A 26,419-nucleotide genomic window follows, 5' to 3' on the forward strand; every position below is an offset into this window, starting at 1 on the left:
GTGGTCAGGGAGGAAGCTCGTCGTGAGCAGCAGGCCATCCCGAGGCGCTGCTCGCCTCGCAGCAATACTCGACGCTCTTCCGGACGCGCTGTTGCTCGTCAACGCCAACGGCACTGTCGTCAACGCCAATTCGATCGCCCTCGAGGTCATGGAGAGCCCGGGCACCGCGCTCGTCGGCCGCGGCGTGCTCGACCTCCTGCCCGAGTTCGACTCCAAGCTGATCCCCGGCTCCATGCGCCGGCCCGGCGAGGACGAGGGCGGTCGCGCCACGCCCAAGCGGATGATCGCGCGCCGTACCGACGGCTCCGAGTTCCCCGTCGAGGTCACCAGCGCCCACCTCGACGGGCGCGACGCCTACCGCGAGCCCCAGCCCGCCTACACCGGTGACGAGCTGCTGATGCTCGTCGTGCGGGACCTCTCCCAGACCGTGGACACAGAGGCCGAGCTGGCCCGCTCCCAGCGGCAGACCGAAATGATCCTGCGGGCCGCCGCCGAAGGCGTCGTCGGCACCGACACCGACGGACGGGTGGTGCTGGTCAATCCGGCCGCCGCCCAGATCCTCGGCTACCGCGCCACCGACCTCGGCAACCGCGAACTGCACGGGCTGGTCCTGCACTCGCGCGCCGACGGCTCGCCGTTCCCGTTCGAGGAGTCCCCGCTCGCCGACACCCTGCGCAGCGGACGCAAGCACCGCGTGCGGGGACAGGTCCTGTGGAACAAGGCCGGGCAGCCGGTCGCCGTGGACCTCACCACCTCGCCCGTACGGGACGGGGAGCAGCTCGTCGGCGCGGTCATGACCTTCACCGACCGGCGGCCCTACGACGCCCTCGCCGCCCGCCACGCGCAGCTGCTGGCCGTGCTCGGCGAGTCCCTGCGCGGGCCGCTGGACGAGCTGCGCGGGGAGCTGGCGACGCTGGCCGCGGACGACGCCGGCCAGCTGTGGCCCGAGGCCAACCAGCTGCTGCACCACCTGGCTGCCGGGTACTCGCGGATGACCACGCTGGTGGACAACGTGCTCGGCTTCCAGCGCCTGGATGCCGGCAGCGAGCGGCTCAAGAAGAAGAAAGTCCTGATCAACGGCGTGGTCAAGGCGGGCGTCGACGGCGCCGTCGAGCTGATCGGCCCGGGGCGCGCGCAGTTCGCCGTCCACGCGCCGACGATCGAGGCCGAGGTCGACGCGGACCGGATCGCGACCGCTCTCGCGCACCTGGTCGCGGACGTCGCCGGGGTGGACGCCACCGGCAAGACGCGGCAGGGCAGCGGGTACGGCGACTCGACGATCGTGGTGGCCGCCGCGCAGCGCGGCGACGTCGTACGGATCGAGGTGCGCGGGCCGTACGAGGGGGGGAGCCCGGTCCACGAGCCGATCGTCCGGGGCATCGTGGCCGCGCACGGAGGCGTGCTGCAGACGGTGGAGGTTCCGGGCGCGCCCGGCGGTGCGTACGTGCTGGAGCTGCCGCTGGGCGCGGGCGCGGGAACGGTCACCGTGCCCGAGCCGGCGGAGGAGCCGGCGGCCGACTCGGCCCCCGCGGGCCGGGTCTCCGGAGGACGGCGGGGCCGTCGCGGGGTGGACGCGTTCCTGGAGGACGAAGTCGGCGGTTCCGGCGTGCCCGGCGCCGAGAAGGCCGCCGAGGGCGGCGCCGCGCTGGCGCTGCCGTCCGGCCGGAGGCGGGCCGCAGACGCCGCGGCCGAGACGGGGCCGGAGCTCGCGCAGTCCCCGGTGAACCCGGCGGGGCTGGGGACCGGCCGGCGCCGTGGCCGAGCCGGCGACGGCAGCGGCGAGGCGGGTCCGGCGCAGCCCGTGCCCCCGCAGGGCACCGCCATGCCCGCGCTGGCGCCCGTACCCACCGTGCCGCCGGTACCGCTGATGGAGCATCCCGCGGGGCGGCGCCGCGCCCTGGGTGCGGCCGGTCCGGCGCAGCCCGGCGGTCCCGTGCCGGCGACCGGGCTCGGGCCGACGCCGGCTCCTGCCCAGGCCCCCGCGCGGCCCATCGCTCCCGAGGGCGGCTTCGCGCTGCCCGCCGGTCCGACCCCCGCTTCCCCGGCCCCGCAGGATCCCGTGATGGCCGGCCCGGCCCCCGCTCCCGCCGGGGCCGATGCCGAGGCCCCCGGTGGGCGGCGCGGGCGGCGGGTGCTGGGCGCGCCCGCCACCGGGGACGAGGCCCCGGCCGTACCGTCGGCCGCGGCCGAGGGAGACCCCGTACACCCCACCGGGCGGCGGCGCGCGCTGACGAACCCTCCGGCCTGGCCGGTTCCGGCGGCCCGGACCGCTCCGGAGGACGGCGAGGCCGCTTCCGGGCCGGTCGCGGTTCCCGGCGCCCGGCAGCCGCAGGACGCCCCGGCGGAGGGCCAGGCCGCGCAGCCGATCAGCGTGCGCGCCCTCGGCACCCTGGGCCAGGGCATCTCCGTGGACCCCGGCGGTTCGGGCTCCGGCCGCCGTCGCCGGCTCTCCGAGCCCGCACCGCAGGGACGGGCCTTCGCGATAGGAGCTCCCGAGGCGGGCGCCGCCGAGGGGCCGGAACCGCTGGACGGTCCCGGCGGCGCCGTCGAGGTGGTCAACCGTCCCGTGCCGCGGCCGGTCGACGACGAACTCCCGCCGGAGCCGCTGGACAACCCGCGCCGGCTGCTGGTGTGGCCCGCGCCCGACGTGCAGACGCAGCAGGCGCTCAGCGACCGCGGCTACCGCCCGGTGATCGTGCACTCCCGCGAGGAGGTGGACGCGCAGATCGCCGCGTTCCCCGCCGCGCTGTTCGTGGATCCGTTGACCGGGCCGATCACCCGGACCGCCCTGCAGTCCCTGCGCCAGGCGGCGGTGGCCGCCGAGGTGCCCGTGCTGGTCACGGCGGGGCTGGGGCACGCCACGCGCGAAGCGGCGTACGGCGCCGATCCGGCCGTCCTGCTCAAGGCGCTCGCGCCGCGCGACAGCGAGCAGCACCCCTCCCGGGTCCTGCTGATCGAGGAGCACGACGAGATCGCGACCGCCCTGACCGCCGCGCTGGAGCGGCGCGGTCTCCAGGTCGCGCGGGCGGGTGCCGACACCGACGCCGTGGAGCTGGCGACGCGGACACGGCCCAACCTGGTCGTCATGGACCTGATGCAGGTGCGCCGCCGGCGCGCCGGGATCGTGGACTGGCTGCGTGCCAACGGGCAGCTCAACCACACGCCGCTGGTCGTCTACACGACGACGGGCATCGAGCCGGCCGACCTGCCGCGGCTGGCGTCCGGCGAGAGCGTGCTCTTCCTCGCCGAACGGGCCACCACGGCGGACGTACAGGGCCGCATCGTGGACCTGCTGGCCAAGATCGGCACCAACTAGCCATCCTGGCCCGATGGCCATGACCCACACGACCGAGCACACCGTCCCCGCCGACAACGGGGAGGTGAACCTGCTGATCGCGCGGCAGGTGGAGCCGGGGCACGAGGAGACCTTCGAGGCCTGGGCCCACGGGATCCTGGAGACGGCCGCGGGCTTCCCGGACCACCTCGGGTACGGGCTCTTCCGTCCGGCGCAGGAGGGCGGGCCGTGGTTCCTGGTCCACCGTTTCCGCAACCAGGCGGCGTTCCAGCGCTGGCAGGACTCCCCGGAGCGGGCGCAGTGGTTCTCGAACTGCCTCGGACACCACCACACCGAGATAGCCCGCCGTGAACTGCAGGGCATGGAGACGTGGTTCGCCAAGCCGGGTACGACCCGGCCCGCGCCGCCGCGGTGGAAGATGGCGATCAGCTCGGGGCTGGCCATCTTCCCGATCTCGCTGGCGGGCAACGCGGTGCTCGGGCCGTACCTGGTGGATCTGCACTTCGTGCTGCGGACGGCGGCCTTCGCCGTCGTCTTCAGCACCCTGATGACCTACGTGGCCATGCCCGCCGTCAGCAGGCTGCTGCGGCCATGGCTCACCAAGGGCTGAGAGCGGTCAGTCCAGCTTCGTGACGTCCAGCGCGCCGTCCGCGTACTGCTTGCGGATCACCTTCTTGTCGAACTTGCCGACGCTGGTCTTGGGGACCGACTCGATGATCGTCCAGCGCTCCGGCAGCTGCCACTTGGCGATGGACTGGCTGAGGAACGCCCGCAGCCCCGCGTAGTCGACGGTCGCGCCGTCCTTGAGGACGACGGTGGCCAGCGGGCGCTCGCCCCACTTGTCGTCGGGGACGGCCACGACCGCGGCCTCGGCGACCTCGGGGTGGGCCATCAGCGCGTTCTCCAGTTCCACGCTGGAGATCCACTCGCCGCCGGACTTGATGACGTCCTTGGCCCGGTCGGTGAGGGTGAGGTAGCCGTCGGGGCTGATGACGCCGACGTCGCCCGTCTTAAGCCAGCCGTCCGCGCTGAACTTGTCCTCGGGGCGGAGGGGTTCACCGGAGACCCCGCCGTAGTAGGCGCCCGCGATCCAGGTGCCGCGCACCTCCAGCTCGCCCGCCGATTCGCCGTCCCAGGGCAGGATGCCGCCGCCGGGGCCGACCAGCCGGGCCTCGACGCCCGCGGGGAAGCGGCCCTGGGTGATCCGGTAGGGCCACTCCTCCTCGGCGCTCAGCCCGGCCGGCGGGTGCGCCATCGTTCCCAGCGGGGAGGTCTCGGTCATGCCCCAGGCGTGGCTGAGGCGGACGCCGAGCTTGTCGTAGGCCTCCATCAGGGAGGGCGGACAGGCCGAGCCGCCGATGGTGACCTGCTTCATCGAACTCAGGTCGCGGGGATTCACGGTGACCTCGGCGAGGAGCCCCTGCCAGATGGTGGGGACGGCCGCCGCGTGCGTCGGCTTCTCCCGCTCGATCATCTCGGCGAGCGGGGCGGGCTGGAGGAACCGGTCCGGCATCAGCATGTTGATGCCGGTCATGAAGGTGGCGTGCGGCAGCCCCCAGGCGTTCACGTGGAACTGCGGGACCACGACGAGGGTGGTGTCCTTGTCGGTCAGGCCCATCGACTCGGCCATGTTGACCTGCATGGAGTGCAGGTAGATCGAGCGGTGCGAGTAGACGACGCCCTTCGGGTCCCCGGTGGTGCCGGAGGTGTAGCACATGGCCGCCGCCTGGCGTTCGTCCAGCTCGGGCCAGTCGTAGGTGTCGGGACGCCCCGCGAGCAGCTCCTCGTACTCGTGCACGCGTACGTCCAGGCCCGCGAGTGCGGAGCGGTCTCCGACGCCCGAGACCACGACGTGCTCGATGGTCGGCAGGTGTGGCAGCAGGGGAGCGAGCAGGGGCAGCAGGGTGCCGTTGACCAGGACGACCCGGTCGGCGGCGTGGTTGACGATGAAGACCAGCTGCTCGGGAGGGAGCCGCAGGTTGAGGGTGTGCAGGACCGCGCCCATGGACGGGATCGCGAAGTACGCCTCGATGTGCTCGGAGTTGTTCCACATGAGCGTTGCCACGCGGTCGTCCTGCTGCACACCGAGCTCGTCGCGCAGGGCGTTCGCGAGGCGGGTGGCGCGGGTACCGATCTCGGCGAAGCTGCGGCGGTGCGGCTCAGCCTCCCCGGTCCAGGTCGTGACCTGGGACTTCCCGTGGATCGTCATCCCGTGCTGCAGGATGCGGGTGACGAGGAGTGGTACGTCCTGCATGGTGCTCAGCAAAGCGTCCTCCCGGTGAGCGCTGCGGCGCTGCGGCGGCTACGGATGCCGCCGATTCTGCGCACATACCGGTCGGCATGTCACTACCCAGGAGTACAACCCGCGCTGTGTTTCACGTGAAACATCCCCTTGTTTCACGTGAAACATCGCCCGCCTCACCGGGCGGGGCGGTTCACCTGACCGGTGTGAGCTCCGGGTCCTCGCGGAGTTTGCCCAGCGCCCGGGAGACGGCACTCTTGACCGTGCCCACCGACACCCCGAGCAGCTCGGCGGTCTGCACCTCGCTGAGGTCCTCGTAGTAGCGCAGGACGACCATGGCCCGCTGCCGGTCGGGCAGCCGGGTCACCGCGCGCCACATCGCGTCGCGCAGCGCCTGCGCCTCCGCGGGGTCGGCGGCCGGGACCGCCTCGGTCTCGGGGAGCTCGTCGCAGGCGAACTCGTCGACCTTGCGCTTGCGCCACTGGGAGGTGCGGGTGTTGACGAGGGCCCGCCGGACGTAGCCGTCGAGTGCGCGGTGGTCCTCGATGCGGTCCCAGGCCACGTACGTCTTCGCGAGAGCCGTCTGGAGCAGGTCTTCGGCATCGCACGGGTTCGCGGTGAGGGAGCGCGCGGTGCGCATCAGGACCGTGCCGCGGGTCCGGACGTACGCCGAGAACGACGGGTACGGCGTCGGCTGCGAGGCGAGCGTGCACACAGGCGTGGTCATGGCTCCACGCTAGGAGCACCCGCCCGCCCTGGGATCGGCCGCAAGTGCCGAAGGGGGATCCGCCTCAGGTTGTAGGAGTAGGGCAAACCCCACCCCCTGAAGGTGGAGGAGGGCGGGGCCCGACAGGAGTGCGGTCTCAGCCGTCGGCTCCGAGGATCAGCCCGGAGGTCGGCACGCCGGTACCGGCCGTGACGAGTACGTGTTCCGCGCCCGCGACCTGGTTGACGGAGCTGCCGCGCAGCTGGCGGACGGCCTCGGCGATCCCGTTCATGCCGTGCAGGTAGGCCTCGCCGAGCTGGCCGCCGTGGGTGTTGAGCGGCAGTGCGTCCGCGGCCACGAAATCTCCGGCCTCGCCCGGCTTGCAGAAGCCGAACTCCTCCAGCTGCATCAGAACGAAGGGGGTGAAGTGGTCGTAGAGGATGCCGACGTCGATGTCCGAGGGCCGCAGTCCGCTGGTCCGCCACAGCTGACGGGCGACCACGTCCATCTCGGGCAGTCCGGTGAGGTCGTCGCGGTAGAAGGAGGTCATGCCCTCCTGGCGGCGGCCGGCGCCCTGCGCCGCGGCGGTGATCACGGCGGGCGCGTGCCGCAGGTCGCGTGCCCGCTCGGCCGTGGTGACGACGAGGGCCTGGCCGCCGTCCGTCTCCTGACAGCAGTCCAGCAGCCGCAGCGGCTCCACGATCCAGCGCGAGGCGGCGTGGTCGGCGAGGGTGATGGGCCGGCCGTGGAAGTACGCGGCGGGGTTGTTCGCGGCGTGCCTGCGGTCGGTGACCGCGACGTGCCCGAAGGCCTCCGGAGTCGAGTTGTACGTGTGCAGGTAGCGCTGGGCCGCCATGGCCACCCAGGAGGCGGGGGTCAGCAGCCCCCAGGGCAGCGACCAGCCGAGCGCCGCCCCCTCGGCCGAGGGCTCGCGCTGCTGGACGCCGGAGCCGAAGCGGCGGCCGGAGCGCTCGTTGAAGGCGCGGTAGCAGACCACGACCTCGGCGACCCCGGTGGCGACGGCGAGGGCGGCCTGCTGGACGGTGGCACAGGCCGCGCCGCCGCCGTAGTGGATGCGGGAGAAGAAGGAGAGCTCTCCGATGCCGGCCGCCTGGGCGACGGTGATCTCGGGGCTGGTGTCCATCGTGAAGGTGACCATGCCGTCGACGTCGGCGGGGGTGAGGCCGGCGTCGTCGAGGGCGGCTTGCACGGCTTCGACGGCGAGCTTGAGCTCGCTGCGGCCGGAGTCCTTGGAGAACTCGGTGGCGCCGATCCCGGCGATGGCGGCGCGGCCGCCGAGTTCGTCACGCGTGCGGACGCTCATGCCCGCACCTCCGCGGTGACCGTTCCCGACACGTGGTAACCGATGCCGTTGGCGCCGACCACGCGGATCTCGACGGTGGTGCCGGCCACCGCGGTGACGGTGCCGCTGAGGATCATCGTGTCGCCGGGGTAGTTGGGGGCGCCCAGGCGGATGGCCACCTTGCGCAGCACGGCGTGCGGTCCGAGGTGGTCGGTGACGTAGCGGCCGACGAGGCCGTTCGTCGTCAGGATGTTCATGAAGATGTCCGGTGAGCCCTTCTCGCGTGCCAGCTCCGCGTCGTGGTGGACGTCCTGGTAGTCACGGGAGGCGATCGCCCCCGACACGATCAGCGTGCGGGTGACCGGTATCTCCAACGGCGGCAGCGCGTCGCCGACCTTCATGCGTGTTCCCCCTCGGCTATCGAAGCTCCGAGCTCGGCCAGCAGCTCGCTGCCGCAGCCCAGGTACGCGTCCAGCTGGCGCCCCCACAGGAAGTGCCGGTGGACGGGGTGGTCCAGATCGGCGCCCATGCCGCCGTGCAGGTGCTGGCCCGCGTGCACGACCCGCTTCCCCGCCTCCGACGCCCACCAGGCCGCGGTGAGGGCGTGTTCGCGCGCCTCCAGCCCCTCGTCGATGCGCCAGGCCGCCTCGTAGGCAGTGACCCGGATCGCCTCGGTGTCCATGTAGGCGTCGGCCGCGCGCAGCATGACCCCCTGGTTGGTGGAGAGCGGCCTGCCGAACTGCTCGCGGGTCGAGGTGTACTCCACGGCCCGGGCGAGCGAGCCCGCGCAGACGCCCGCCTGGAGGCCCGCGAAGGCCGTCCGGGCCGCTGCGAGGACCGCGTCGTAGGCCTGACCGCCGCCGAGACGCTCCGCCTCGGCGCCGGTCAGGGTCAGGCGTCCCGCCGACCAGGGGGCGGTGGTCTCCACCGGCGAGGTCCGTACGCCGGGCCCGTCCGTCCGTACGAGCCACAGCGCCCGGTCGGTGTCCGGGACCAGCACGTGGGTGGCCTCGCGCAGCCAGGGCACGACGGGGGCGGTCCCGGTGAGCCTGCCATAGTGTGCGGAGATCCGGCCGCGTGCCGGGAAGGCGCCGCTGGCCACCACCAGGCCGGTCTCCAGAGCCGGCAGCAGCCGGGCGCGCTGCTCGGGGCTGCCGTGCGCCGCCACCGGGAGCACCCCGTACACGCAGGTGGCGGCATACGGCACCTGCGCGGTGGTGCGGCCCTGTTCCTCCAGGAGCAGGACCAGTCCCAGCAGGCCGACCTCCCGCACGGCGGCGATCAGGCCGGAGGCGGTGAGGGCCTTCCACAGCTCTGCGTCGCTTCCGCTGCCGGCGGCGGCGAGGCGTTCGTGGGTGGCGAGGTCGCGGAAGATCCTGGCGGCGAGACCGGCCGCGGCCGCCTGCTCCTCGGTGGGGTGGAAGTCCATCAGCCCTCGCTCCCGCGGAAGACGGGAAGTTCGAGGTCGTCGTCGACGCGCAGGAACTCCAGTTGGACGGGCAGGCCGATGCGCACCTTGTCGTAGGGGACGCCCGTGACGTTGCTGATCATCCGGACCCCTTCGGCGAGTTCGACGAGCGCCACGGCATAGGGACCCCCCGCGCCGGCGGGGTCTTCGTGCGCGGTGAAGGCGGGGAACGGGGGATGGTGCATGACGACGTAGCTGAAGACGGTGCCGGCGCCGGAGGCCTCGACGGTGTCCCAACCGAGGGAGGCGCAGGCGTTGCAGCCGGGGAGCCAGGGGAACCGGAGGGCGGCGCAGGCGGTGCAGCGCTGGATCAGCAGCTTGTGGTCGCGGACCCCAGCCCAGAATCCCTCGTTGTCGCGGTTGACCACCGGACGGGGGCGACGGGCCTTGGGCTTCTGCTCCCGCGGGCCGGCGGCCGGCGCGTACTTCAGGATCCGGAAGCGATGGGTCCCGGCGAGCTCTCCGTCCGCGTGGACGTCCATGCGCGTGGTCACGAAGTGGCCGGTCCCCAGCTTGGTCGTCTTGCGCGGTGACACCGACTCGATCACGGCGTCGAAGGTGATCGCGTCGCCGGGACGCAGTGGGCGCAGGTACTCCTGCTCGCAGTCGGTGGCGACGACGGAGGTGAAGCCCGCCGCGTCGAGCAGCCCCAAGAGCTCGTCGTAGGCGGAGGAGCGGTCACTGTGGCCGGAGAGGCCGCCCATCGTCCAGGCCTGGAGCATGGTGGGTGGAGCGATGGCATCGGGGCCGGTGTAGGCGGGGTGGGCGTCGCCCATCGCCTCGCACCAGTGGCGGATCATCGGCTGGTTGACCGCGTCCTTGCCGCGGCCCGCGGTGGCGGCGGGCCGCCCCTCGAAGGCCGTCAGCAGGGCGAGGAACCGGTGTGCCTCCTCGGCTGCGCCGGCAGCGTCCGCCGTCATCGCTTCCTTCCCTTCATCCCGAGCCGCATCATGGCGACGATCTCCCGCTGGACCTCGCTGACCCCGCCGCCGAAGGTGTTGATCTGGGCGGCCCGGTTCATCCGTTCCAGCTCACCGCCCGCAAAGGCCGCGGGCCCCCGGATGAGGGCCTCCTCGCCCACCACCTCCTGGCACATCCGGTAGACCTCGACAGTGGATTCGGTACCGAGGAACTTCACGCCGCTGGCGTCGCCGGGGGCCAGGGTTCCGGCGCCCACGTCCTGGACGAGGCGCCAGTTGAGGAGGCGTACGGCGGCCAGCCGGGCGTGCGCCTCGGCGAGCCGGGACCGCACCCAGGGCAGGTCGGCGGGGCGCTCGCCGGTGACCGGGTCGGGGGTCCGGGCGTGGGCGAGGGCCGCCTCGTAGAAGTCCTCGGCCTGCATGCCGATGGCGGCGAGGGCAACGCGCTCGTGGTTGAGCTGGTTGGTGATCAGGCCCCAGCCGCCGTGCTCGGGGCCGACGAGGTTGCCGGCGGGAACGCGCACGGAGTCGTAGTAGGTGGCCGTGGTCGTGAGCCCGCCGACGGTGTCGATCGGGGTCCAGGAGAAGCCGGGGACGTCGGTGGGGACCAGAATGATCGAGATGCCCTTGTGCTTGGGTGCCTCGGGGTCGGTGCGGCAGGCGAGCCAGATCCAGTCCGCGTTCTGGGCGTTGGAAGTGAAGATCTTCTGCCCGTCGATGACCCAGCCCCGGACCCCGGAGCCGCCACTCCCGGCCCCGCAGCCGCCACTCCCGGCCTCGGCGCCGTCGCGGACCGCGCGGGTGCGCAGGGCGGCGAGGTCGGTGCCGGCCTCGGGTTCGGAGTAGCCGATGGCGAAGACGATCTCTCCCCTGAGGATCCGGGGCAGGAAGAAGTCCTTCTGCTCCTGGGACCCGTACTTCATGAGGGTCGGGCCGACCGTGTTGAGCGTGACCATGGAGAGGGGGGCACCGGCCCGGTAGGCCTCGTCGAAGAAGACGAACTGATCGTCGGGGCCGCGCCCTTGGCCGCCGTACTCGACCGGCCAGCCGAGGCCGAGCAGTCCGTCGGCGCCCATGCGGCGCAGCAGTTCGCGCTGGCCCGCCGGGTCTTCGGGGACACTGTCCGGCAGCAGTTCCCTGAAGTACTCCCGCAGTTCGGCACGTAGCCGCAACTGGCCTTCGGTCGGGGCGAGGTGCACGGCGCTGGCCTCCCGGCATCACATCGTCGAGTAAACCTGACTGTCCGTCAGATTTACCCGTGGTGTCAAGGTCGGGGAGCGGCCGGGCGGGCATGCGCGAGGGCGCCTGCGCTACCGGACCCCAGCCGGTCCGGTCACACAGGCGCCCTCATCGGTCGCAGCGGATCAGGCCGCGACTACCACCAGGGGTGGAAGTTGACGGCGACGTTCGAGTTGGACTGGTTGATCGCGGTGAAGGCCGAGCCGTTGACCTGCGCGGTGTTGTTCTGGTTGGAGGCACCGGAACCGGTCGCCACCTGCTGCGACGTGGACGAGTTGCCGTTGTTGTCGCCGCCCACGCCGCTGCCGATGATGCTGGCGACGCTCGCATTCGATCCGTCGTTCGCGAACGAGCCGTTGTCGGCCGAGGCCACCCCGCCGCACAGGGCGACGGCGAGGGGGAGCGCGGCGACGGCGGCGATGACGCGGGCGGTACGGATGCTTGCCATGTCTGAATCCTCCAGGAAACCGAAGTGTGGCTTGTCCCAAGGCAGTTGGCCGACCGCCTCGGTCGTTTTGCGTGCTGACGACGTCGCGAGATCAGAGTTGCCCACCGAATCCCCGGCGAACCACCCCGGAGTCTGCGATTCCCCCGCAAGCATGACCAAGCCCGGATAAACCACATGTGCGCCCCCCACGTCCCAGCTCAGCACCCGAGAACCCCCTGAAACCCCTGCCCCACACGGGATGGAGCGTTCCCCCGGACCGCCATGTCCAGGACATGCCGAAAAGGGCCGCGCCGTCCGGGAACCCCACCGTCTCCCGGGCCTGCGGCCCTGCTATGCCAAGCTTTGCGCCCCCTGTGCGCCCCCGGCATGCGCCGGGGCAATCCGTCCGTGCCCCGTTCCGGGGCATACCGCGTGGCGCGATCCTCGGTCACCTGTGACCGGGCTCCAGCGCCAGTTCGTGCCGTCCTGTCCGGAGGCGGCGCGTGCGCCGACGAATCCGGATCCCGTACGAGTAGGGCCTCCACCCCGCCCCTCTACGCGGCAAGCGCGAGCCCGTCCCGAACGGCTCCGGCGGCGGCTGCGGCGGCAGTTCCGGACTGGGTACCGACTCGGGCACCGATACCGACCGGGGCGCCGACCTGCGTCAGGGCTCGGGCAGCGGCTACGACTCCGGCACCCATGGCCGCGGCGGTGGTCGAGCGACGGACGGACGGGGTCTTGCCGTGCGCCTCGGCACGGATCCGCTGCTTGAGGGTCGGCGGCAGCGATCCGCCGCGCATCACCGCCCGCCAGGTCCGCCGGGCCGCGAGGGCCGGACGGTAGACCGCGGCGGCCTGGGCTCCGGGGGCTGCCGGGGCCGGGGCGCAGGCACCGGCCGGAGCGGCCTTCCCGTCGAGACCGAGGAAGGCGAGGAAAGCCACCAGGGCGGCGAGGACCGAGGTCCAGATCGAGGAGAGGGTGCTGCGCTGAGCCATGACGGGAGCCTCGTTTCGAGATGTTCCGACGGGCGGATCTGAATACATTCGTCATGATGTGCCCGCAACCGCACCACCCCCATGACCCGCGCCGATCTTCCGACAAACACCACTCGGAAGGCGCAGCCGCAGGAGTTGTCTCCGACGGCGAACATCCGCCTGCGAAGCCTGCCGAACCGGCTTGACCAGCGCCTTCGTCCCACGTCAGGCCCCGGAGCCCCCCAGCGGCACGCGCGCGTCGTGTCGGCAAGCCGGACAGCGCGCCGCGCGCCTGCGCCCCGACGGGGACCGCTTTCGGCCATGGGAACGGAAGGGGCGGGTTCCGCACCACGACGGCCCGTGCTCTCGCGGCCCACAATGGCCCGGAGCCGTGGGCGCCGTCGCCGCGGGAGGGAGAGGGATATGCCGGTGTTCGACAGCGCGGGCATGGCCGGCCGGGGAATCGAGATGACCCGGCTGGGCGACCGGTGGCGGGTGACACGACCCTGGCCTCCCCGGTTGCGCCCCTTCCTGCACAGCTATGCCGGCTACTGGGAAGCGGCGGCCTCGCCCTTTCGGGTGCGGCTGGTGCCCACGGGCCGAGCCGTGGTGGTGATCAGCCTCGGGGAGCCGTTCGCCCAGGTCCGCCGGCTGGGGGACGCCGGCCCGAACCGGCAGGTGACCGGCTCGCTGGTCGTGGGCCTCGAGGACGGGCCCCGGGTGTGTGACCACCCCGGTGGCCAGGAGGCGATCCGGCTCGAGTTGACCCCGCTGGGCGCCTACCGGCTGTTCGCCGTGCCGATGCGCGAGCTGACCAACAGGGTGGTCGAGCTCGGCGACGTCCTCGGCCCCGAGGCCGGCGTACTGGTGGAGCAGCTGGCCGCCACCACCGACTGGGGCGCCCGCTTCGACCTGCTGGACCTCGCGCTGGCGGCCCGGCTCGAGCGCGGCCCGGATCCCGCGCCCGAGGTCCGGCAGGCCTGGCGGCTTCTGTGCCGGGCCGGCGGGGCGATCCCGGTCGGCCGGCTCGCGGCCGACGTCGGCTGGAGTCAGGGCTACCTGATCCGCCGGTTCACCGAACAGATCGGCCTGACGCCCAAGATGTCCGCCCGCGTGCTGCGCTTCCACCGGGCCGTGCGGCTGCTCACCGGGGACGGGGCGAACCTCGCCGAGGTGACCGCTGTCTGCGGTTACTACGACCAGGCGCACCTCAACCGCGAGTTCCGCGCCCTGGCCGGGACCACCCCGGGCCTACTGGCCGGCGCCCGCGTGGCGGAGGGAGCCGTCCCCCTGTGAGGGGGCTAGGTCAATTTTGTCCAAGCCAGGCCGTCCCGCGCGCCGCTAGTCTCCCCGTTCGGAGTGGCCCAGAGGGGGAGTACTCGATGGAAGATCTGCTGCGCATCCTCGTGTCCGGCGCGATCACCGGCGGCCTGATCGGTTTGGCGGGCGCCCTCGGCGCCCGCAGGCGCAGGCGTCGAGCGGGCGGTGACACCAACGGCCGCTGACGCCTTGCGGACGGGCCGGGGCGGGCTGGCCGGTAGCGGACCGGTCGGGCGCGCCGGCTGCGTCTGCCCCTAGGCACTGGTCAGCGCCGGGACACGGGGGATCCCGGCACTGACCAGGATGAACACAGAGGGCGGGCCCCCGGATCGGGGGCCCGCCCTCTGGGGTCAGTGCCGTTCTCTGACCTGCAAGCGGTGGGTGTGGGATTTGAACCCACGGTGACTTGCGCCACGACGGTTTTCAAGACCGTTCCCTTAGGCCGCTCGGGCAACCCACCTGGCCGGTACAGAGTACCGGCCAGGTGGGGGTGACGGGGCCGCTGAGGTCAGGCCGTCTGGGCCTTGTCGTACGCCGCCTTGGCCTCGTTGCCGAAGTAGGGGCCGTACATCCGGTTCGGCAGGAAGGTGTAGCCGAAGCTGTTCACCGAGACCTGGGTGCCGAGGCCGGTGGTCTCGTTGAAGTCCTGGAACCAGGGACCGCCGCTGGAGCCGCCGGTCATGTTGCAGGCCAGGCTGTGGTCCTTGGTGAGCAGGAAGTCCTTGCCGCTGTTGCCACTGCAGTAGACCAGCTTGCTGCCGTCGTACGGGGAAGCCGCCGGGAAGCCGAAGGAGTACATCCGCTTGTTGTAGCCGCCGTTGAAGAGGATGCCCTGGGCGCCGACGGCCTGGCTCAGGGTCTGGCCGTTCAGCGGGGCGACGACGGCGAGGCCGACGTCCATGTTCATGTCCTCGCTGGCGGCCCACTGGTCGGTGGCGAAGGTCTTGGTGGCCGACCACTGCCCGTAGGGCGCGTTGCCGTTGTTGTAGGCCGGGACGAAGACCCAGTTGGTGTGCCAGGCGCCCTGGTACTTCACGCAGTGGCCGGCGGTGATGACCGTGCTGCCGTTGGCACTGGTGACCGAATCGCCGGAGCAGGAAGCGGTCCGGCCGCCCATGGTGAAGAAGACCCGGCCCGAGGTCTTCACCACCGCTCCGCCGCCCGTCCAGGCGCCGCCCGCCTGCGGGAAGGCGGTGGGAGACGCCGAGGCCGCCGTCGGAGCGATGCGGGTGGGTGCGGCCGAGGTGGCGACCGGCGTACGGGTCGCGCCGGGGGCCGCCGTGACGTCGAGCGGGGTCGCGGCCCGCATCCGCTCGGCGGTCCAGAAGCCCTGGGTGTGCTGCTGCCGGAAGGACGCAGGGGTCTCCGCCGCGGCCGAGGGTGAGGCCGCGGTCAGGACCCCCGCGATCAGTGCGCCCGCCGAGAGGAGGACGGATGCGGCGATGCGATGACGATTCACGCATGACTCCTTCTGCCGTGCCCGGTCCGGTCCTGTCGGTCGGACCAGGGCAGGGTGGGGGTGAAGAGCGGTCGGTGCGGATCGGTCGTGCGCTGTGCGGGTGCGATGTGCGGGGTGCGGTGTCCGGGGTACGGGGTGCGATCTGTGCTGAGCGGTGTCTGCTGTGCGGTGTCTGCTGTGCCGGGCTTGCCGTGCTGTGTGTGCGGGGCGGTGCGTGCCCTGTGCTTGCCGGGCAGAGTGGCACGGTCGCGCATCATTGTCAGCGGGCAGTCAGAACGTTCGGTCGGTTCCGGCCATGAAATGGCCAACTCCCTCCCCTTGCCGCTGTCATGTGGTGAGGAGCACCCCCGCGTACGAGACGCCCGCGACGACCACCCAGGCCCCCAGCCCCAGCACCGCGGCCCGCCCGCCGGTCCGGGCCAGGGTCGGCAGGTGCACCGCGCTGCCCAGGCCGAACAGGGCCGCTGCGAGCAGGGCCTCCTGGGCGGCGTGCGCCCATTCCAGTGCCATGTCGGGCAGGGCTCCCGTGGCCCGCAGGGCCGCAGCGGCCAGGAACCCGGCCACGAACAGCGGCACCGGAGCCGGCCTGCGGCCCGACGCCGTGCGCACCCCGCGCCGCCGGGCCCGTACGGCGAACGCGACGGCCGCCACCAGCGGCGCGAGCAGCGCCACCCGCATGAGCTTGACCAGTACCGCTTCGCCGAGGGCCGCCGGCCCGGCGGTCTGCGCCGTGGCCACCACCTGGCCGACGTCGTGGACGCTCGCGCCGACCCACCGTCCGAACGCGAGGTCGGAGAGCCCAAGCGGCCCCGGCAGGAGGGGAAGCACCGCGATCGCGAGCGTCCCGCACAGGGTCACCAGCGCCACCGACGCGGCCACGTCCTCCTCGTCGCTGCCGGATACCTCGCTCACCGCGCCGATCGCCGATGCGCCGCAGATCGAGTATCCGGTGGCGATCAACAACGGTTGGTCGCCCGGGAGTCCGAGGCGGCGCCCCAGCCAGAGGGTGCCGAAGAACGTGGCAGCAACCACCCCTGCCACCATGGCCACGGTCGCCCAGCCGAGCCGGAGCACCTGGTCCAGCCCCAGGCCGAGGCCCAGCAGGACGATGCCGATCCGCATCAGCCGCCGCCCCGCCAGCGAGAGCCCCGGTCGTGCGGTGCCGCGTACGTGATCGCGCAGGCCGGGGAGGTGCGCCGCGGTGATGCCCAGGACCACAGACATGGTGAGCATGGGGACGGCGGGCAGCGCCCGGTGGATGCACCAGGCCGCCAGCGCTCCGCCCGCTGCCGCCGCCAATCCCGGCCAGACGGCGGATGTTTCACGTGAAACATGCCGGACCGCCGTGCTCCGGGGGCGATGGAGGAGCGCCATCAGTCGACGGGGAGCGTGTAGACGCGGCGGATGCTGGTGCCGAGCCGGGAGACGTCGGCTCCGTACACGTGCACGGATATCGCCTTCGTACGGCAGGAGTTGCGCACCTTGTGGATATCGCCGGGCGGGGCGAATCCGCACACCTCGCCCTGGCCGTTGACCACGTCCTCGGTGGCCACCAGCCGGGCCGCGTCCGGTCCGGGCGAAAGCCGGTAGCGGCGTTCGCTCTCCTCGCCCTGGTGGACCCCCGCCACGCACCACGCCACGTGGTCGTGGATGCAGGTCTCCTGGCCGGGCAGCCACACCAGGGCCACCACCGAGAAGCTGCCGTCGGACTCGGCGTGCAGGACGTGCTGCCGGTACCGTTCCGGGTCCCCTTCCTGCTGCGCCGGGGTCAGCAGGTCGGACGCGCCCAGATGCGGGGCCAGGCGTTCGCCGACGAGGTAGGCGGTGAGGTCGGGAGCCAGCCCCCGGTCCACGACCGTGCGGATCTCACTGACGAGGGCGGCCATCCTCGTGGTCGTACGGGCCGGCGTCGTGGTGGTCATGACGGCAGCGTCCTGCCGGCGTTCCATCACGTCCAACGACAGTTGTGACCCGAAATCCCAAGCTCTGCTTATGGGTTGGTCAGCAGCCGACCCGGTTCGCGGCTACGTTCTTCAGCGCGCCGAGCACCACGGCCGTGGCCGGGACGCGCAGGTGGTCGCGGTAGACGTACGCGGCGATGTGGCGGCGGGCGGCGGGCTGGAGCGCCCGTCCACAGACGCGGTTCAGGGAGAGGGAGGGCAGCACCAGCGCGGGCACCATGGCGACGCCCAGCCCCTGCCCGACGAGGCTCTGGACCACCAGGTTGTCGTCGGTGGCGAAGCGGATGTCGGGCACGAAGCCCAGTTCCGCGCACTCGTGCAGCAGGTTGGCCCGGCAGCGCGGACAGCCCGCGATCCACTGCTCCTCGGCGAGATCGGCCAGGTGGACGGCCCGGCGGCGGGCCAGCGGGTGGCCGGTCGGGAGCAGCACCGTCAGCTGGTCCTCCAGCAGCCTGACCTCGGCGACCTCCTCCGGGATCTCCTCGTGCAGGCCGGGATAGGTGAAGGCCAGAGTGATGTCGCACTCTCCGCGCTCCAGCCGGCGCAGCGACTCCGGGGGCTCCCCCTCCAGCAGCTCCACCTGCACGCCGGGGTGCTCCTTGGCCAGGCCGCTCAAGGCCTCCGGGACGAGAGTGACGTTGGCGCTGGGGAAGCCGCACAGCCGGACCCGCCCGGTGCGCAGGCGTGCGTATGCCTTGAGCTGGGCCTCGGCGGCGGAGAGGCTGCCGAGGATGGTCTCGGCGTGCCGCGACAGGGACTCGCCGGCTTCGGTGAGCTGCATCTTTCGGCCGACGCGGGTGAACAGCGGGGTTCCGACGGCGCGTTCGAGCGCCTTCATCTGCTGGGTGATGGCGGGCTGGGTGTAGCCCAGCACGCGGGCGGCCGCCGAGTAGGAACCCGAGGCGACCACGGTGTGAAACGTCCGGATGTGCCGAGAATCGAACACCTGTGAAGCATAAGCGGACGTTGGGAGGGGCCGTAGGCGGAATCCCGCCCACGGCCCCTCCCCATCAAGCCACCGGGTGCGTCGCGCGCCCGGTACTCGTCCTGCCTACTTGTCTCCGACCCGCGAGCCGAGGGTGATGTCGACCGTGGTCGGCTTGCCGCCGCGCAGGTAGGTCAGCTTCACCGTGTCGCCGGGCTTGTACGTCCAGATCATGCTGATGAGGGTCGGGCCGCTGTCGACCGGCTTGCCGCCGAACTCGGTGATGATGTCGCCGGGCTTGAGGCCTGCCTTGCCGGCCGGGCCGTTGGGGTCGACGAGGTCGTTGGCGGGCGCGCCCTGCTCGGAGATCTTGGCGCCCTCGGTCTTGGCCTGGAGGTCGACGGAGACCGAGATCACCGGGTAGACGGGCTTGCCCGTCTTGATCAGCGACTCGGCGACGTTCTTCGCCTGGTTGATCGGGATGGCGAAGCCGAGGCCGATCGAACCGGCCTGGCCACCGCCGAAGCCGCCGTTGCCCGCCGACTGGATCGCGGAGTTGATGCCGATGACGGCGCCCCGCCCGTCGAGCAGGGGCCCGCCGGAGTTGCCCGGGTTGATCGAGGCGTCCGTCTGGAGCGCGCTCATGTACGAGTTCTTGCTGCCGGAGCCGTCACCGGAGGCGACGGGACGGTTCTTGGCGCTCACGATGCCGGTGGTGACCGTGTTGGAGAGGCCGAAGGGGGCGCCGATCGCAATCGTCGCGTCGCCGACCGCGACCTTCTCGGAGTCGCCGAGCGGCAGCGGCTTGAGTCCGGCGGGCGGGTTCTTCAGCTTGAGGACGGCGACGTCGTAGCCCTGGGCCCGGCCCACCACCTCGGCCTCGTACTTCTTGCCGTCGGAGAACGTTGCGGAGAGCTTGCCTCCGTTCGCGGCGGAGGCCACGACGTGGTTGTTGGTGAGGATGTGGCCCTGCTGGTCGTAGACGAACCCGGTGCCGGTGCCGCCCTCGCCGTCACCCGCCGAGGCCTCGATCGTGACCACGCTCGGCAGCGCCGCAGCGGCGAGGCCGGCGATGGAGCCGGCGTCCCGCTTGAGGTCCTTCGGGGTGTTGCCCGCGCTGATCGTGGTCGATCCGGTGGCGTCCTGGCTCCGCTCGGCGGCCCAGTAGCCGACGCCGCCGCCGATGCCGCCGGCCAGGAGCGCCGCCACGAGCACGCCCGCGATCAGGCCGCCCCTGCCCTTCGGCTTGGCCGGCGGGGTGCCGTCCGCACCGAGCGGAGCGCCCCAGGCGCCGCCGCCGTGGCCGCCGCCCCCACCGTACGCGGGCACCGTGGGCGGCGGGGGCGGCCAGCCCTCGGCTCCGTGTGCGGCCGGGGCGTGGGCCGGCGCCGGGGCCTGCCCGTACCCGGGGGCCGGAGCGGGAGCCGGAGCGGGCGCCTGGGCAGGAGACGCACCCGGGGCCGGGGCCGGGGCTGCCGTCGGCGGCTCGGGCGTGGGCGGAACCTGCTGGGTCGCCTCCGTGCCCGGCGCCGCCGTGTGCGGCAGCTGCTGGGTCACCGGCTCGGCAGCGGAAGGCACCGCTCCGGCCGCCTGCGTCTCGGAGGCCGGAGCAGGGGGTACGGACGGGGCCGCGGGGGGTGTAGGGGCCGCGGTGCCCTCGTTCTCGGTGCTCACAGCGTTCTCTCCTCGTCACACACGGCTTCGGAATTCTCTGGCATATCGTCGGGCCGACTGAACGTTCGACGTACCGCACAAGTTCCTGGGCAAAGCCTTTCCCATGGCCCGTCAGAGCACTGTAAGCCGGACCTGTGCATCTCCTGCCATTCTTTATATCCGACATTTCGGATGCATCTATAGGACCCGGTCCCGGCGCCGATCGCTCCGTCGGTGGCACCATGACCCAGTGACCCACGCAATGCCGCGCCCCATCCAGGTCGTCGCCCACCGAGGCGCCTCGGAGGACGCCCCCGAGCACACCCTGGCCGCCTACCGCAAAGCCATCGAGGACGGCGCGGACGCCCTGGAGTGCGACGTCCGGCTGACCGCCGACGGCCATCTGGTCCTGGTCCACGACCGCCGGGTGAACCGCACCTCCAACGGCCGCGGCGCCGTCTCCGCCCTGGAACTGGCGGACCTCGCCGCTCTCGACTTCGGCTCCTGGAAGGACCGCGAGGAGTCCCCCGACTGGGACGCGGACCCCGAGCGCACGTCGGTCCTCACCCTGGAACGGCTGCTGGAGCTGGTCTCCGACGCCGGACGGCCGGTGCAGCTCGCCATCGAGACGAAGCACCCGACCCGCTGGGCCGGACAGGTGGAGGAGCGCCTCCTCTTCCTGCTCAAGCGCTTCGGCCTGGACGCACCCGACGCCGACGGTCCGCACCCGGTGCGCGTGATGAGCTTCTCCGCCCGCTCCCTGCACCGGGTGCGCGCCGGCGCCCCCACCGTCCCCACCGTGTACCTGATGCAGTTCATCTCACCCCGGATGCGCGACGGCCGGCTGCCCGCCGGAGTGAAGATCGCCGGGCCGGGAATGCGGATCGTGCGCAACCACCCCGGCTACATCCGCAAGCTCCAGGGCGCGGGCCATTCCGTGCACGTCTGGACGGTCAACGATCCCGAAGACGTTCAGCTGTGCGCTGATTTGGGTGTAGAAGCGATCATCACGAACAGACCACGACAGGTTCTGTCCCAACTAGGCCGCTGACGCCCCCTTTTGCCCACCCACCCCTCCCACCCCCGCGGTCACAGGGTGTGCCCCGGCGCATCCGCTCCGCATCCGGCCTGCGCGAATGCGTCCGCGGGCTCCGGTTCGACGGTTTCCGGTCCAGGCCATTGGGGCATCCAGACCATGCGTGGGGCTAAGGAGGTTCCGGGGGTGGCGTTGGTGGTGGCACAGGAAGTGCCCACGTCGTCGTACATGGATGTACGCCATGGTCCTGCGGGCGTGGGCGAGGCCAGACACCGCATGCGTGAGCAGCTGCGCATCAGCGGGGTGTCCGAATCGGTCGTGGACGATGCCGTACTGATCCTTTCCGAACTGCTCAGCAATGCTTGCCGACATGGCAGGCCCCTGGGTGCGCGGGAAGTCGGGGACGGGGAGGTACGCGCCGCATGGCGCGTCGACCAAGCGGGGCGACTGACGGTCGAGGTCACGGACGGGGGCGGACCCACCCGCCCGGTCCCGGCCACACCGTCGGTGACCGCACGGGGCGGCCGCGGGCTGAACATCATCAGCGCGCTGGCCCAGGACTGGGGTGTCCGGGATGGAGCGGCGGGTGAGGTCACCGTCTGGGTGATCGTTGCCTGTGGGCCCCGGCACGAGGATTTCGCTACGCGCGTTGCGCCCCCGGCGATCGACTTCAGCACCGCCTTCGACGATCTGGCTCCCTGAACCCGGGATCCCGGAGGCGAACAGCACGGACGAACGAACAGCACCACAGCAGGACCGGGGATCGCCCAGGCGGCCGTCCGGGAGCGCACGCCGACCGTGCTCCCGGCCGCACCCCACCGGTTCCGGCGGTACGAACGGCTAGGCTCGCGCCCAGACACGACGCCGTACCGCCGCAACCGGGAGACACGCACGATGGCAAAGAAGCGCCCCGCAACCAAGACTGCAAAGCCGCAGCTCGACAACGGTGAAATCCCGGTGGTTGGCGCACGCGAGCCCTGCCCCTGCGGATCCGGGCGCCGCTACAAGGCCTGTCACGGCGCTGCCGCCGCGCACGCCGTCACCGAGCACGTGCGGCGCCCCTTCGAGGGCCTGCCGGGCGAGTGCGACTGGGTCGCGCTGCGCGAGCTCGTGCCGGCGGCCACCGTTCCGCTGACCCTCAAGGGCGGCCTGCCCGAGGGCGTCCCCTCCGTCACGCTGGTCACCGTGCTCCCCATGGCCTGGCCGGCCCTGCGCCGCGAGGACGGCTCCGTCCTCCTCGCCCTGCAGAACGACTCGACCACCGGGGACCTCGGCCGCGACATGGCCGACACCCTGGAGCGCGCGCTCGTGGCAGAGCCGGGTACTCCGGTTCCGGCGCGCCGGGTACCGGCCGAGGGTCCGCGACTTCAGGATCTCCTGGACGCCGACGGCGTTTTCGAGCCGGTTGTGCACACCGGCTTCGAATTCTGGATTCCGGCATCGGAGAGCGCCCAGAACGCTTCCCCGGAGATCGCCGCCTCGCTGGAACGAGCCAACGCGGCCGCCATTCCCACCGTCAAGCTGACGGGCGTGGACGCGGCCTACTGGTGCGAGACCCCGGACAAGAACCACCTGCGCTGGGTCATGCCGCACCCGGAGGAGAAGCTGCTCGACGCCCTCGCGCGGCTTCACGCGGCGGGCACGTCCTCGCTCGGCGAGGGCACCAAGCTCGTCGGCTCCTTCCGCGCGCACGGCCTGATGGTCCCCGTCTGGGACCTGCCCACCGGGGTCACGGCCGACGACGTCGAGAAGCCCGCAGCGGAGTTCGCGGAGCGGCTGGCCACGGCCCTGGCCTCGGACGCCCCGCTGACCACGGAGGAGCGCCGGGCGCGCGGCGGGCTCACCAACCGCCAGGTGACCCTCAGCTGACCTGCGCCCTCGCGCGGATCCGGTGACAGGAGTCACAACTCCCGCTAACCGTCTGCAAATCGGTGTCTGAATATCAGAGATCGAATTTGCGTACAGGCGATCTCTTGTTACCGTTCTTGTAGCCCGGTCGCTGGTGCATCCCCCGTCGCCAGCGACCGGGCCCTTCAAATTCAGGCGGTTCTCAACCGTCACCCGGTCCCGGTGAGTTGCTCCCGGACCGCAGGAGCAGCGGCCCTTCATCATCCGGAACTGCAAATTCCGCTACGGCCGAGTAGCTGTCCGGCTCCCCGGCCGAGTCGTCCTTGGGCGTCTCGCACAGGCCCGGCTCGTCCCCCGCTCCGACCGCGCAACGGATCTGCACCGTACGTCCGGCCGGCCCCATCAGGGTCAGCACCGCATCCAGTCCGCGACCGCTGGTGTTCCGGTAGTAACTCCGGCCCCACGTACGGCCCTCGGCCACCAGGACGCACGTCTGCGCCTCCACCCCGTGCGGCGAGGAGAGCTCCGGTCCGCACCGGGAATCCGTACGGGGCTGCTCGACGGGGCCGGGCTGCTCGGGCCCGGCCGCCGGTGCCGCCGAGCGCGCGGGTGACATGGAAGAGGTGGGTGAAGAGTCCGAAAGCCCGAGCGCCCGGAACAGGCCGCCGTTTTTTCCGTCATCCTGACCGGCGAAATCCGGCCCGGCGATCGCTCCTGCGAGCGGGAGCGACAAGATGACCAGCACACCGGCGCTGATACCGATCAGGCGGAGATTCATTCGCCGAAGATAGCGATGCGGGAATGGGGCACGGAGATGCCCGCGCCCAATTCCCTTGGAAACTCGTCCCGCTGGCACCCGTACGAGTGATCCGGCCGCGCGCCGGGCGTCGGCGGGTCGCCGAACCGGGCAGCTCAGTAAGCGAGTCTGCTGCCGCCGCCGGGCGCACCGCTGCTCGCCTCGACCAGCGCATCCACGACCGCCTCGACCTGCGGCAGCCAGAGAGCCGAAGCACCCCCCGGCCCGGCCGGCCCCGCAGAGGGCTCCCTCTCCCACCGGACCCGGCCACCGCTGGAGGCGGCGGACGGCGGCAGCAGGAGATAGCCGCCCTCACCGTGGAAACGCAGCGAGGAGGGCACGTGGTCCTTCGCGTAGAGGAGCTCGCCGAGCCGCTCCAACGAATACGGCGCCACCAGCAGCGACCACCGCGTGGGCGTGGCCACAACCGGCCCGATCCGCATGCCCTGCGCGTCCAGCCGCACGAGGGCCCGCGCGGCCGCCCGCGCCGGGAGGCTCACCGCGCACGGAGCGGTCCCGCCCGTGGCCATCAGGACGGGGGCGGTGGGCCGGTTGGTCCACCACCAGGTCACCATCCGGGGGTCCGTGGTGGCCGCGAGCAGCCCCGGGTCGAAGGGGTGTGCGCCGGGGACGACGCAGTCGGGGTCGGGGCAGGCGCAGCGCCCGGCGTCCGCTGCGGACCGGCCGACGCCGGGCAGTACGGGCCACTGCCAGGTGGTGGCGCAGGTGAGCGCTGCATCGAGGAGAGCCGGCGCGGTGCCGGTCTGTCGCGGGGTGGGGCGCAGGGATTGAAAGCGATCGCGGAGCCGCTGGAGACGCCTTCCGAGGATCTCGCGCATGAGCGCTCGTTCCTTTCCGTTGAACGCCGAGGGCCACATCACACCATGTAAGCGGTGTCTCACCACACGTACAGGTTTCGCGTCACTGTCCGCCATAAGGCAGGTTCATACGGTTTGTGCAGTTTTCTCGGAACGCAAGCCGCACCGGCTGCCGCCGCTAAGGACGATTGTCCGCCCCCCGACGGTTCCCGGTCCCCCTCCAAGGTGGTCGCACGGCGCTGGGCAGCAGTGCCGAGATCGGGGCCACACAGTGCCGGGGCCGCGCCAACTGGCCCCGGACACTACCGATTACGTACCCGGACCCCTTGTGGAGCCCGTCCAGTCGACCGCAAAAACCGCCTCCTTCCGGCTTTTTCCGGCCAAGTTCTAGCCTTGGCTGGACAGTGAGTTGCCGTCCCACGGACACCAGGATTCCCACCTGGGCAATGCTGGACACGGATCCGTGTGTGCGTGTAGATGTGGATTCCTTGATGGCGGCGCAGCACGATCTGGGGGTTTGCGATGCTATATGGCGAATCGCACCAGGTGGAAAGGCGGACGCCATGAGCGCCCCGCATCTGCCGAAAGTGGCTGGAATCGATCCAACGGTTACGACGCCACCGCACACTGTGGCGCCCGCGCCCGCCCTCACCACCCACGCCCCGACCCCTGCACCCGAACCGGGCGGCCTCATCCAGGACCGGCTGGCAGGCATGGTCTCGGACCTCACCACCCTCCACGAACTCACCGAGCGCCTGGCCCGCGCCGACGACCTCGACTCCTCCCTGCACGAATTCCTGCGCGCCGGTGCCGCACTCGTCGGCGCCCGCCGCGGCCTGATCGTCCTGGAACCCTCCGACGGTCTCGGCCCCGCGAGCACGATCGGCCTCGGCCTCGGCCACGCCGACCTCGGCCACATCGAGACCGTCCCGCGCAGCGCGACCTCGTACGGCCGCATCCTCGACGGGCTCCCCGACGCCCACGGCGGCTCCGAGGTGCTCCCCGAACCGGGCGAGCCTCCCGGTTCCGGAGGTTTCGCCGCCCCCCTCGACCCCCGTCACCGCGAGGTGGCCGCCCGCCTCGGCTACGCCGCCAGCTACGCGCTCCCGCTGACCGCCGAGGCCACCGGCCGGCTCGGCGCGGCCGTCTGGCTGTACGACGAGCAGGCCGAGCCCAACGACCGCCAGCGCGACCTCGTCGGGCTGTACGTACGGCACGCCGCCGAGCACCTCGCCCGGATGCTGGAGGTGGAGCGCTCCCGTTCCCGCCTCGCCAAGGTCACCGAGGAACTGCTGCCCAGCCGCCTCCCCCGGGTCCCCGGGGTCCAGCTCGCCGCCCGCCACCGCACCGGGCCGCGCGGCGGGGGCGACTGGTACGACGCCCTGCCCCTGCCCGAGGGCGCCCTGGGGCTGGCCGTCGGCTCCGTCACCGGCTCGGGGCCCAGCGCCGTCGCCGCGATGGGCCGGCTCCGGGCCTCGTTGCGCGCGTACGCCGTGATGGAGGGCGAGGACCCCGTCGCCGTCCTGTCCGACCTGGAACTGCTGCTGCGCCTGACCGAACCGGCGCGCTCGGCCACGGCCCTGTTCGCCTACTGCGAGCCCGCCGAGCGAAAGATCATCCTGGCCGGCGCGGGACACGCCCCGCCGCTGCTCATCGGCGAGCGCCGCACGGAGTACGTGGAGACCTCGCTCTCCGCGCCGCTGGGGATGCTGTCCTGCTGGGAGGCTCCGAGCGTGGACATCGAGCCCGCCCCCGGAGAAACGGTGCTGCTGTACACGGACGGACTTCTGCGCCGCACCGGCGACCCGATGGACCGCGCATACGCCCGGCTGCACGCGGCGGCCGCGGCGGTCCCCCGTGCCGCCCGGGAAGACCCGGCCGCCCTGTGCGACCACATCCTGCGGACGGTGCTGCCCGAAGGAGAGCCGGCCGACCTCCCCGAGGACGTCGTCCTGCTCGCCGCCCGGTTCGAGTGAGCTGCGACCACTGCGACGCTGCGACTGCGACTGCGACTGCGACTAGTCGACCA

23 protein-coding genes, 1 tRNA gene and 1 pseudogene are annotated in these 26,419 nt (G+C 72.2%); 8 read left to right on the plus strand and 17 right to left on the minus strand.

The annotated features are described in order from the left end of the window. The first annotated feature begins 22 nt into the window (after positions 1–22). Both AB0D44_RS00405 and AB0D44_RS00410 read left to right on the plus strand, forming a co-directional pair. Entirely contained in the window at positions 23–3,316 is a 3,294-nt protein-coding gene (locus tag AB0D44_RS00405) for a PAS domain-containing protein (RefSeq protein ID WP_362582202.1), read from the plus strand. 13 nt (positions 3,317–3,329) lie between these two features. Beyond that, positions 3,330–3,905, plus strand: a complete 576-nt coding sequence (locus AB0D44_RS00410) for an antibiotic biosynthesis monooxygenase (RefSeq protein ID WP_362582205.1) — start codon at positions 3,330–3,332, stop codon at positions 3,903–3,905. 6 nt (positions 3,906–3,911) lie between these two features. On the opposite strand, the gene AB0D44_RS00415 is transcribed toward AB0D44_RS00410, so the two are convergent. The 9 genes from AB0D44_RS00415 to AB0D44_RS00455 all read right to left on the minus strand — a co-directional run bounded on the left by AB0D44_RS00415 (position 3,912) and on the right by AB0D44_RS00455 (position 12,595). Then, a complete protein-coding gene (locus AB0D44_RS00415) occupies positions 3,912–5,561 on the minus strand; it encodes a long-chain fatty acid--CoA ligase (protein WP_362582208.1) in 1,650 nt (549 codons plus the stop codon). A gap of 169 nt (positions 5,562–5,730) precedes the next feature. After that, a complete protein-coding gene (locus AB0D44_RS00420; protein WP_362582211.1) occupies positions 5,731–6,264 on the minus strand; it encodes a SigE family RNA polymerase sigma factor in 534 nt (177 codons plus the stop codon). Positions 6,265–6,400: 136 nt separating this feature from the next. Further along, on the minus strand, positions 6,401–7,567 hold the full coding sequence (locus AB0D44_RS00425; RefSeq protein ID WP_362582213.1) for a lipid-transfer protein: 1,167 nt from the start codon (positions 7,565–7,567) through the stop codon (positions 6,401–6,403). Continuing rightward, positions 7,564–7,947, minus strand: coding sequence for a MaoC family dehydratase (locus tag AB0D44_RS00430; protein ID WP_362582216.1), 384 nt, complete (start codon positions 7,945–7,947; stop codon positions 7,564–7,566). The genes AB0D44_RS00425 and AB0D44_RS00430 overlap by 4 nt, the downstream gene beginning before the upstream one ends. Next, complete coding sequence (locus AB0D44_RS00435; RefSeq protein WP_362582219.1) at positions 7,944–8,975, minus strand: acyl-CoA dehydrogenase family protein; 1,032 nt, start codon at positions 8,973–8,975, stop codon at positions 7,944–7,946. Before AB0D44_RS00435 ends, AB0D44_RS00430 begins: the two co-directional genes overlap by 4 nt. Beyond that, on the minus strand, positions 8,975–9,934 hold the full coding sequence (locus AB0D44_RS00440) for an OB-fold domain-containing protein (RefSeq protein ID WP_362582221.1): 960 nt from the start codon (positions 9,932–9,934) through the stop codon (positions 8,975–8,977). The genes AB0D44_RS00435 and AB0D44_RS00440 overlap by 1 nt, the downstream gene beginning before the upstream one ends. After that, a complete protein-coding gene (locus AB0D44_RS00445; RefSeq protein ID WP_362582224.1) occupies positions 9,931–11,133 on the minus strand; it encodes an acyl-CoA dehydrogenase family protein in 1,203 nt (400 codons plus the stop codon). Before AB0D44_RS00445 ends, AB0D44_RS00440 begins: the two co-directional genes overlap by 4 nt. Before the next feature lie 176 nt (positions 11,134–11,309). Further along, entirely contained in the window at positions 11,310–11,621 is a 312-nt protein-coding gene (locus AB0D44_RS00450; RefSeq protein ID WP_362582227.1) for a hypothetical protein, read from the minus strand. A gap of 533 nt (positions 11,622–12,154) precedes the next feature. After that, positions 12,155–12,595 (minus strand): DUF6344 domain-containing protein, encoded by a 441-nt coding sequence (locus AB0D44_RS00455; protein WP_362582230.1) that lies wholly within the window; start codon positions 12,593–12,595, stop codon positions 12,155–12,157. A gap of 402 nt (positions 12,596–12,997) precedes the next feature. Between AB0D44_RS00455 and AB0D44_RS00460 the strand changes: the two genes are divergently transcribed. Both AB0D44_RS00460 and AB0D44_RS00465 read left to right on the plus strand, forming a co-directional pair. After that, the gene (locus AB0D44_RS00460; RefSeq protein ID WP_362582233.1) at positions 12,998–13,870 is read left to right on the plus strand and encodes an AraC family transcriptional regulator; all 873 of its coding nucleotides are present in this window, start codon (positions 12,998–13,000) and stop codon (positions 13,868–13,870) included. Between the two features lie 86 nt (positions 13,871–13,956). Next, on the plus strand, positions 13,957–14,079 hold the full coding sequence (locus AB0D44_RS00465) for a hypothetical protein (RefSeq protein WP_362582235.1): 123 nt from the start codon (positions 13,957–13,959) through the stop codon (positions 14,077–14,079). 190 nt (positions 14,080–14,269) lie between these two features. Here AB0D44_RS00465 and AB0D44_RS00470 read toward each other — a convergent pair. The 6 genes from AB0D44_RS00470 to AB0D44_RS00495 form a co-directional block, all read right to left on the minus strand. Beyond that, positions 14,270–14,354 (minus strand) — tRNA-Ser (locus AB0D44_RS00470). A gap of 48 nt (positions 14,355–14,402) precedes the next feature. Beyond that, entirely contained in the window at positions 14,403–15,353 is a 951-nt protein-coding gene (locus AB0D44_RS00475) for a peptidase (protein ID WP_362582238.1), read from the minus strand. A 327-nt stretch (positions 15,354–15,680) separates the two neighbouring features. After that, positions 15,681–16,727 (minus strand): putative sulfate exporter family transporter, encoded by a 1,047-nt coding sequence (locus AB0D44_RS00480; protein ID WP_362582240.1) that lies wholly within the window; start codon positions 16,725–16,727, stop codon positions 15,681–15,683. Further along, entirely contained in the window at positions 16,727–17,275 is a 549-nt protein-coding gene (locus AB0D44_RS00485; protein WP_362582243.1) for a cysteine dioxygenase family protein, read from the minus strand. The genes AB0D44_RS00480 and AB0D44_RS00485 overlap by 1 nt, the downstream gene beginning before the upstream one ends. A 79-nt stretch (positions 17,276–17,354) precedes the next feature. Beyond that, positions 17,355–18,260 carry a LysR family transcriptional regulator gene (locus AB0D44_RS00490; RefSeq protein ID WP_362582245.1) on the minus strand — a complete coding sequence of 302 codons (906 nt, stop codon included), beginning with the start codon at positions 18,258–18,260 and terminating at the stop codon, positions 17,355–17,357. Between the two features lie 105 nt (positions 18,261–18,365). After that, positions 18,366–19,913 carry a trypsin-like peptidase domain-containing protein gene (locus tag AB0D44_RS00495; protein ID WP_362582248.1) on the minus strand — a complete coding sequence of 516 codons (1,548 nt, stop codon included), beginning with the start codon at positions 19,911–19,913 and terminating at the stop codon, positions 18,366–18,368. 241 nt (positions 19,914–20,154) lie between these two features. On the opposite strand from AB0D44_RS00495, the gene AB0D44_RS00500 reads away from it, so the two are divergent. From AB0D44_RS00500 to AB0D44_RS00510, 3 genes and pseudogenes are all read left to right on the plus strand, one after another. Beyond that, complete coding sequence (locus AB0D44_RS00500; protein WP_362582837.1) at positions 20,155–20,943, plus strand: glycerophosphodiester phosphodiesterase; 789 nt, start codon at positions 20,155–20,157, stop codon at positions 20,941–20,943. Between the two features lie 85 nt (positions 20,944–21,028). Next, a pseudogene (locus AB0D44_RS00505) lies at positions 21,029–21,630 on the plus strand (ATP-binding protein). 192 nt (positions 21,631–21,822) lie between these two features. Beyond that, on the plus strand, positions 21,823–22,797 hold the full coding sequence (locus tag AB0D44_RS00510) for a DUF5926 family protein (RefSeq protein WP_362582250.1): 975 nt from the start codon (positions 21,823–21,825) through the stop codon (positions 22,795–22,797). A 181-nt stretch (positions 22,798–22,978) separates the two neighbouring features. On the opposite strand, the gene AB0D44_RS00515 is transcribed toward AB0D44_RS00510, so the two are convergent. Together AB0D44_RS00515 and AB0D44_RS00520 are read right to left on the minus strand one after the other, a co-directional pair. Beyond that, on the minus strand, positions 22,979–23,554 hold the full coding sequence (locus tag AB0D44_RS00515; RefSeq protein ID WP_362582253.1) for a hypothetical protein: 576 nt from the start codon (positions 23,552–23,554) through the stop codon (positions 22,979–22,981). 134 nt (positions 23,555–23,688) lie between these two features. Next, positions 23,689–24,411 (minus strand): bifunctional DNA primase/polymerase, encoded by a 723-nt coding sequence (locus AB0D44_RS00520; RefSeq protein WP_362582256.1) that lies wholly within the window; start codon positions 24,409–24,411, stop codon positions 23,689–23,691. A gap of 425 nt (positions 24,412–24,836) precedes the next feature. On the opposite strand from AB0D44_RS00520, the gene AB0D44_RS00525 reads away from it, so the two are divergent. Then, positions 24,837–26,366: a PP2C family protein-serine/threonine phosphatase gene (locus AB0D44_RS00525; RefSeq protein ID WP_362582258.1), complete on the plus strand. Its 1,530-nt coding sequence runs from the start codon at positions 24,837–24,839 to the stop codon at positions 26,364–26,366. Positions 26,367–26,419: the final 53 nt, after the last annotated feature.

Origin of the sequence: Streptomyces sp. NPDC048349, from assembly GCF_040651925.1 — a bacterium.
Classification (GTDB): Bacteria; Actinomycetota; Actinomycetes; order Streptomycetales; family Streptomycetaceae; genus Streptomyces.

Bases quoted from the DNA above. Each gene is read 5' to 3' on its own strand.
- AB0D44_RS00525 (WP_362582258.1), top strand. From the start codon at position 24,837: ATGCTGGACACGGATCCGTGTGTGCGTGTAGATGTGGATTCCTTGATG.
- AB0D44_RS00420 (WP_362582211.1), bottom strand. From the start codon at position 6,264: ATGACCACGCCTGTGTGCACGCTCGCCTCGCAGCCGACGCCGTACCCG.
- AB0D44_RS00480 (WP_362582240.1), bottom strand. From the start codon at position 16,727: ATGGCGCTCCTCCATCGCCCCCGGAGCACGGCGGTCCGGCATGTTTCA.
- AB0D44_RS00450 (WP_362582227.1), bottom strand. From the start codon at position 11,621: ATGGCAAGCATCCGTACCGCCCGCGTCATCGCCGCCGTCGCCGCGCTC.
- AB0D44_RS00520 (WP_362582256.1), bottom strand. From the start codon at position 24,411: ATGCGCGAGATCCTCGGAAGGCGTCTCCAGCGGCTCCGCGATCGCTTT.
- AB0D44_RS00425 (WP_362582213.1), bottom strand. From the start codon at position 7,567: ATGAGCGTCCGCACGCGTGACGAACTCGGCGGCCGCGCCGCCATCGCC.
- AB0D44_RS00410 (WP_362582205.1), top strand. From the start codon at position 3,330: ATGGCCATGACCCACACGACCGAGCACACCGTCCCCGCCGACAACGGG.
- AB0D44_RS00430 (WP_362582216.1), bottom strand. From the start codon at position 7,947: ATGAAGGTCGGCGACGCGCTGCCGCCGTTGGAGATACCGGTCACCCGC.
- AB0D44_RS00500 (WP_362582837.1), top strand. From the start codon at position 20,155: ATGCCGCGCCCCATCCAGGTCGTCGCCCACCGAGGCGCCTCGGAGGAC.
- AB0D44_RS00465 (WP_362582235.1), top strand. From the start codon at position 13,957: ATGGAAGATCTGCTGCGCATCCTCGTGTCCGGCGCGATCACCGGCGGC.
- AB0D44_RS00485 (WP_362582243.1), bottom strand. From the start codon at position 17,275: ATGACCACCACGACGCCGGCCCGTACGACCACGAGGATGGCCGCCCTC.
- AB0D44_RS00510 (WP_362582250.1), top strand. From the start codon at position 21,823: ATGGCAAAGAAGCGCCCCGCAACCAAGACTGCAAAGCCGCAGCTCGAC.
- AB0D44_RS00515 (WP_362582253.1), bottom strand. From the start codon at position 23,554: ATGAATCTCCGCCTGATCGGTATCAGCGCCGGTGTGCTGGTCATCTTG.
- AB0D44_RS00440 (WP_362582221.1), bottom strand. From the start codon at position 9,934: ATGACGGCGGACGCTGCCGGCGCAGCCGAGGAGGCACACCGGTTCCTC.
- AB0D44_RS00460 (WP_362582233.1), top strand. From the start codon at position 12,998: ATGCCGGTGTTCGACAGCGCGGGCATGGCCGGCCGGGGAATCGAGATG.
- AB0D44_RS00435 (WP_362582219.1), bottom strand. From the start codon at position 8,975: ATGGACTTCCACCCCACCGAGGAGCAGGCGGCCGCGGCCGGTCTCGCC.
- AB0D44_RS00455 (WP_362582230.1), bottom strand. From the start codon at position 12,595: ATGGCTCAGCGCAGCACCCTCTCCTCGATCTGGACCTCGGTCCTCGCC.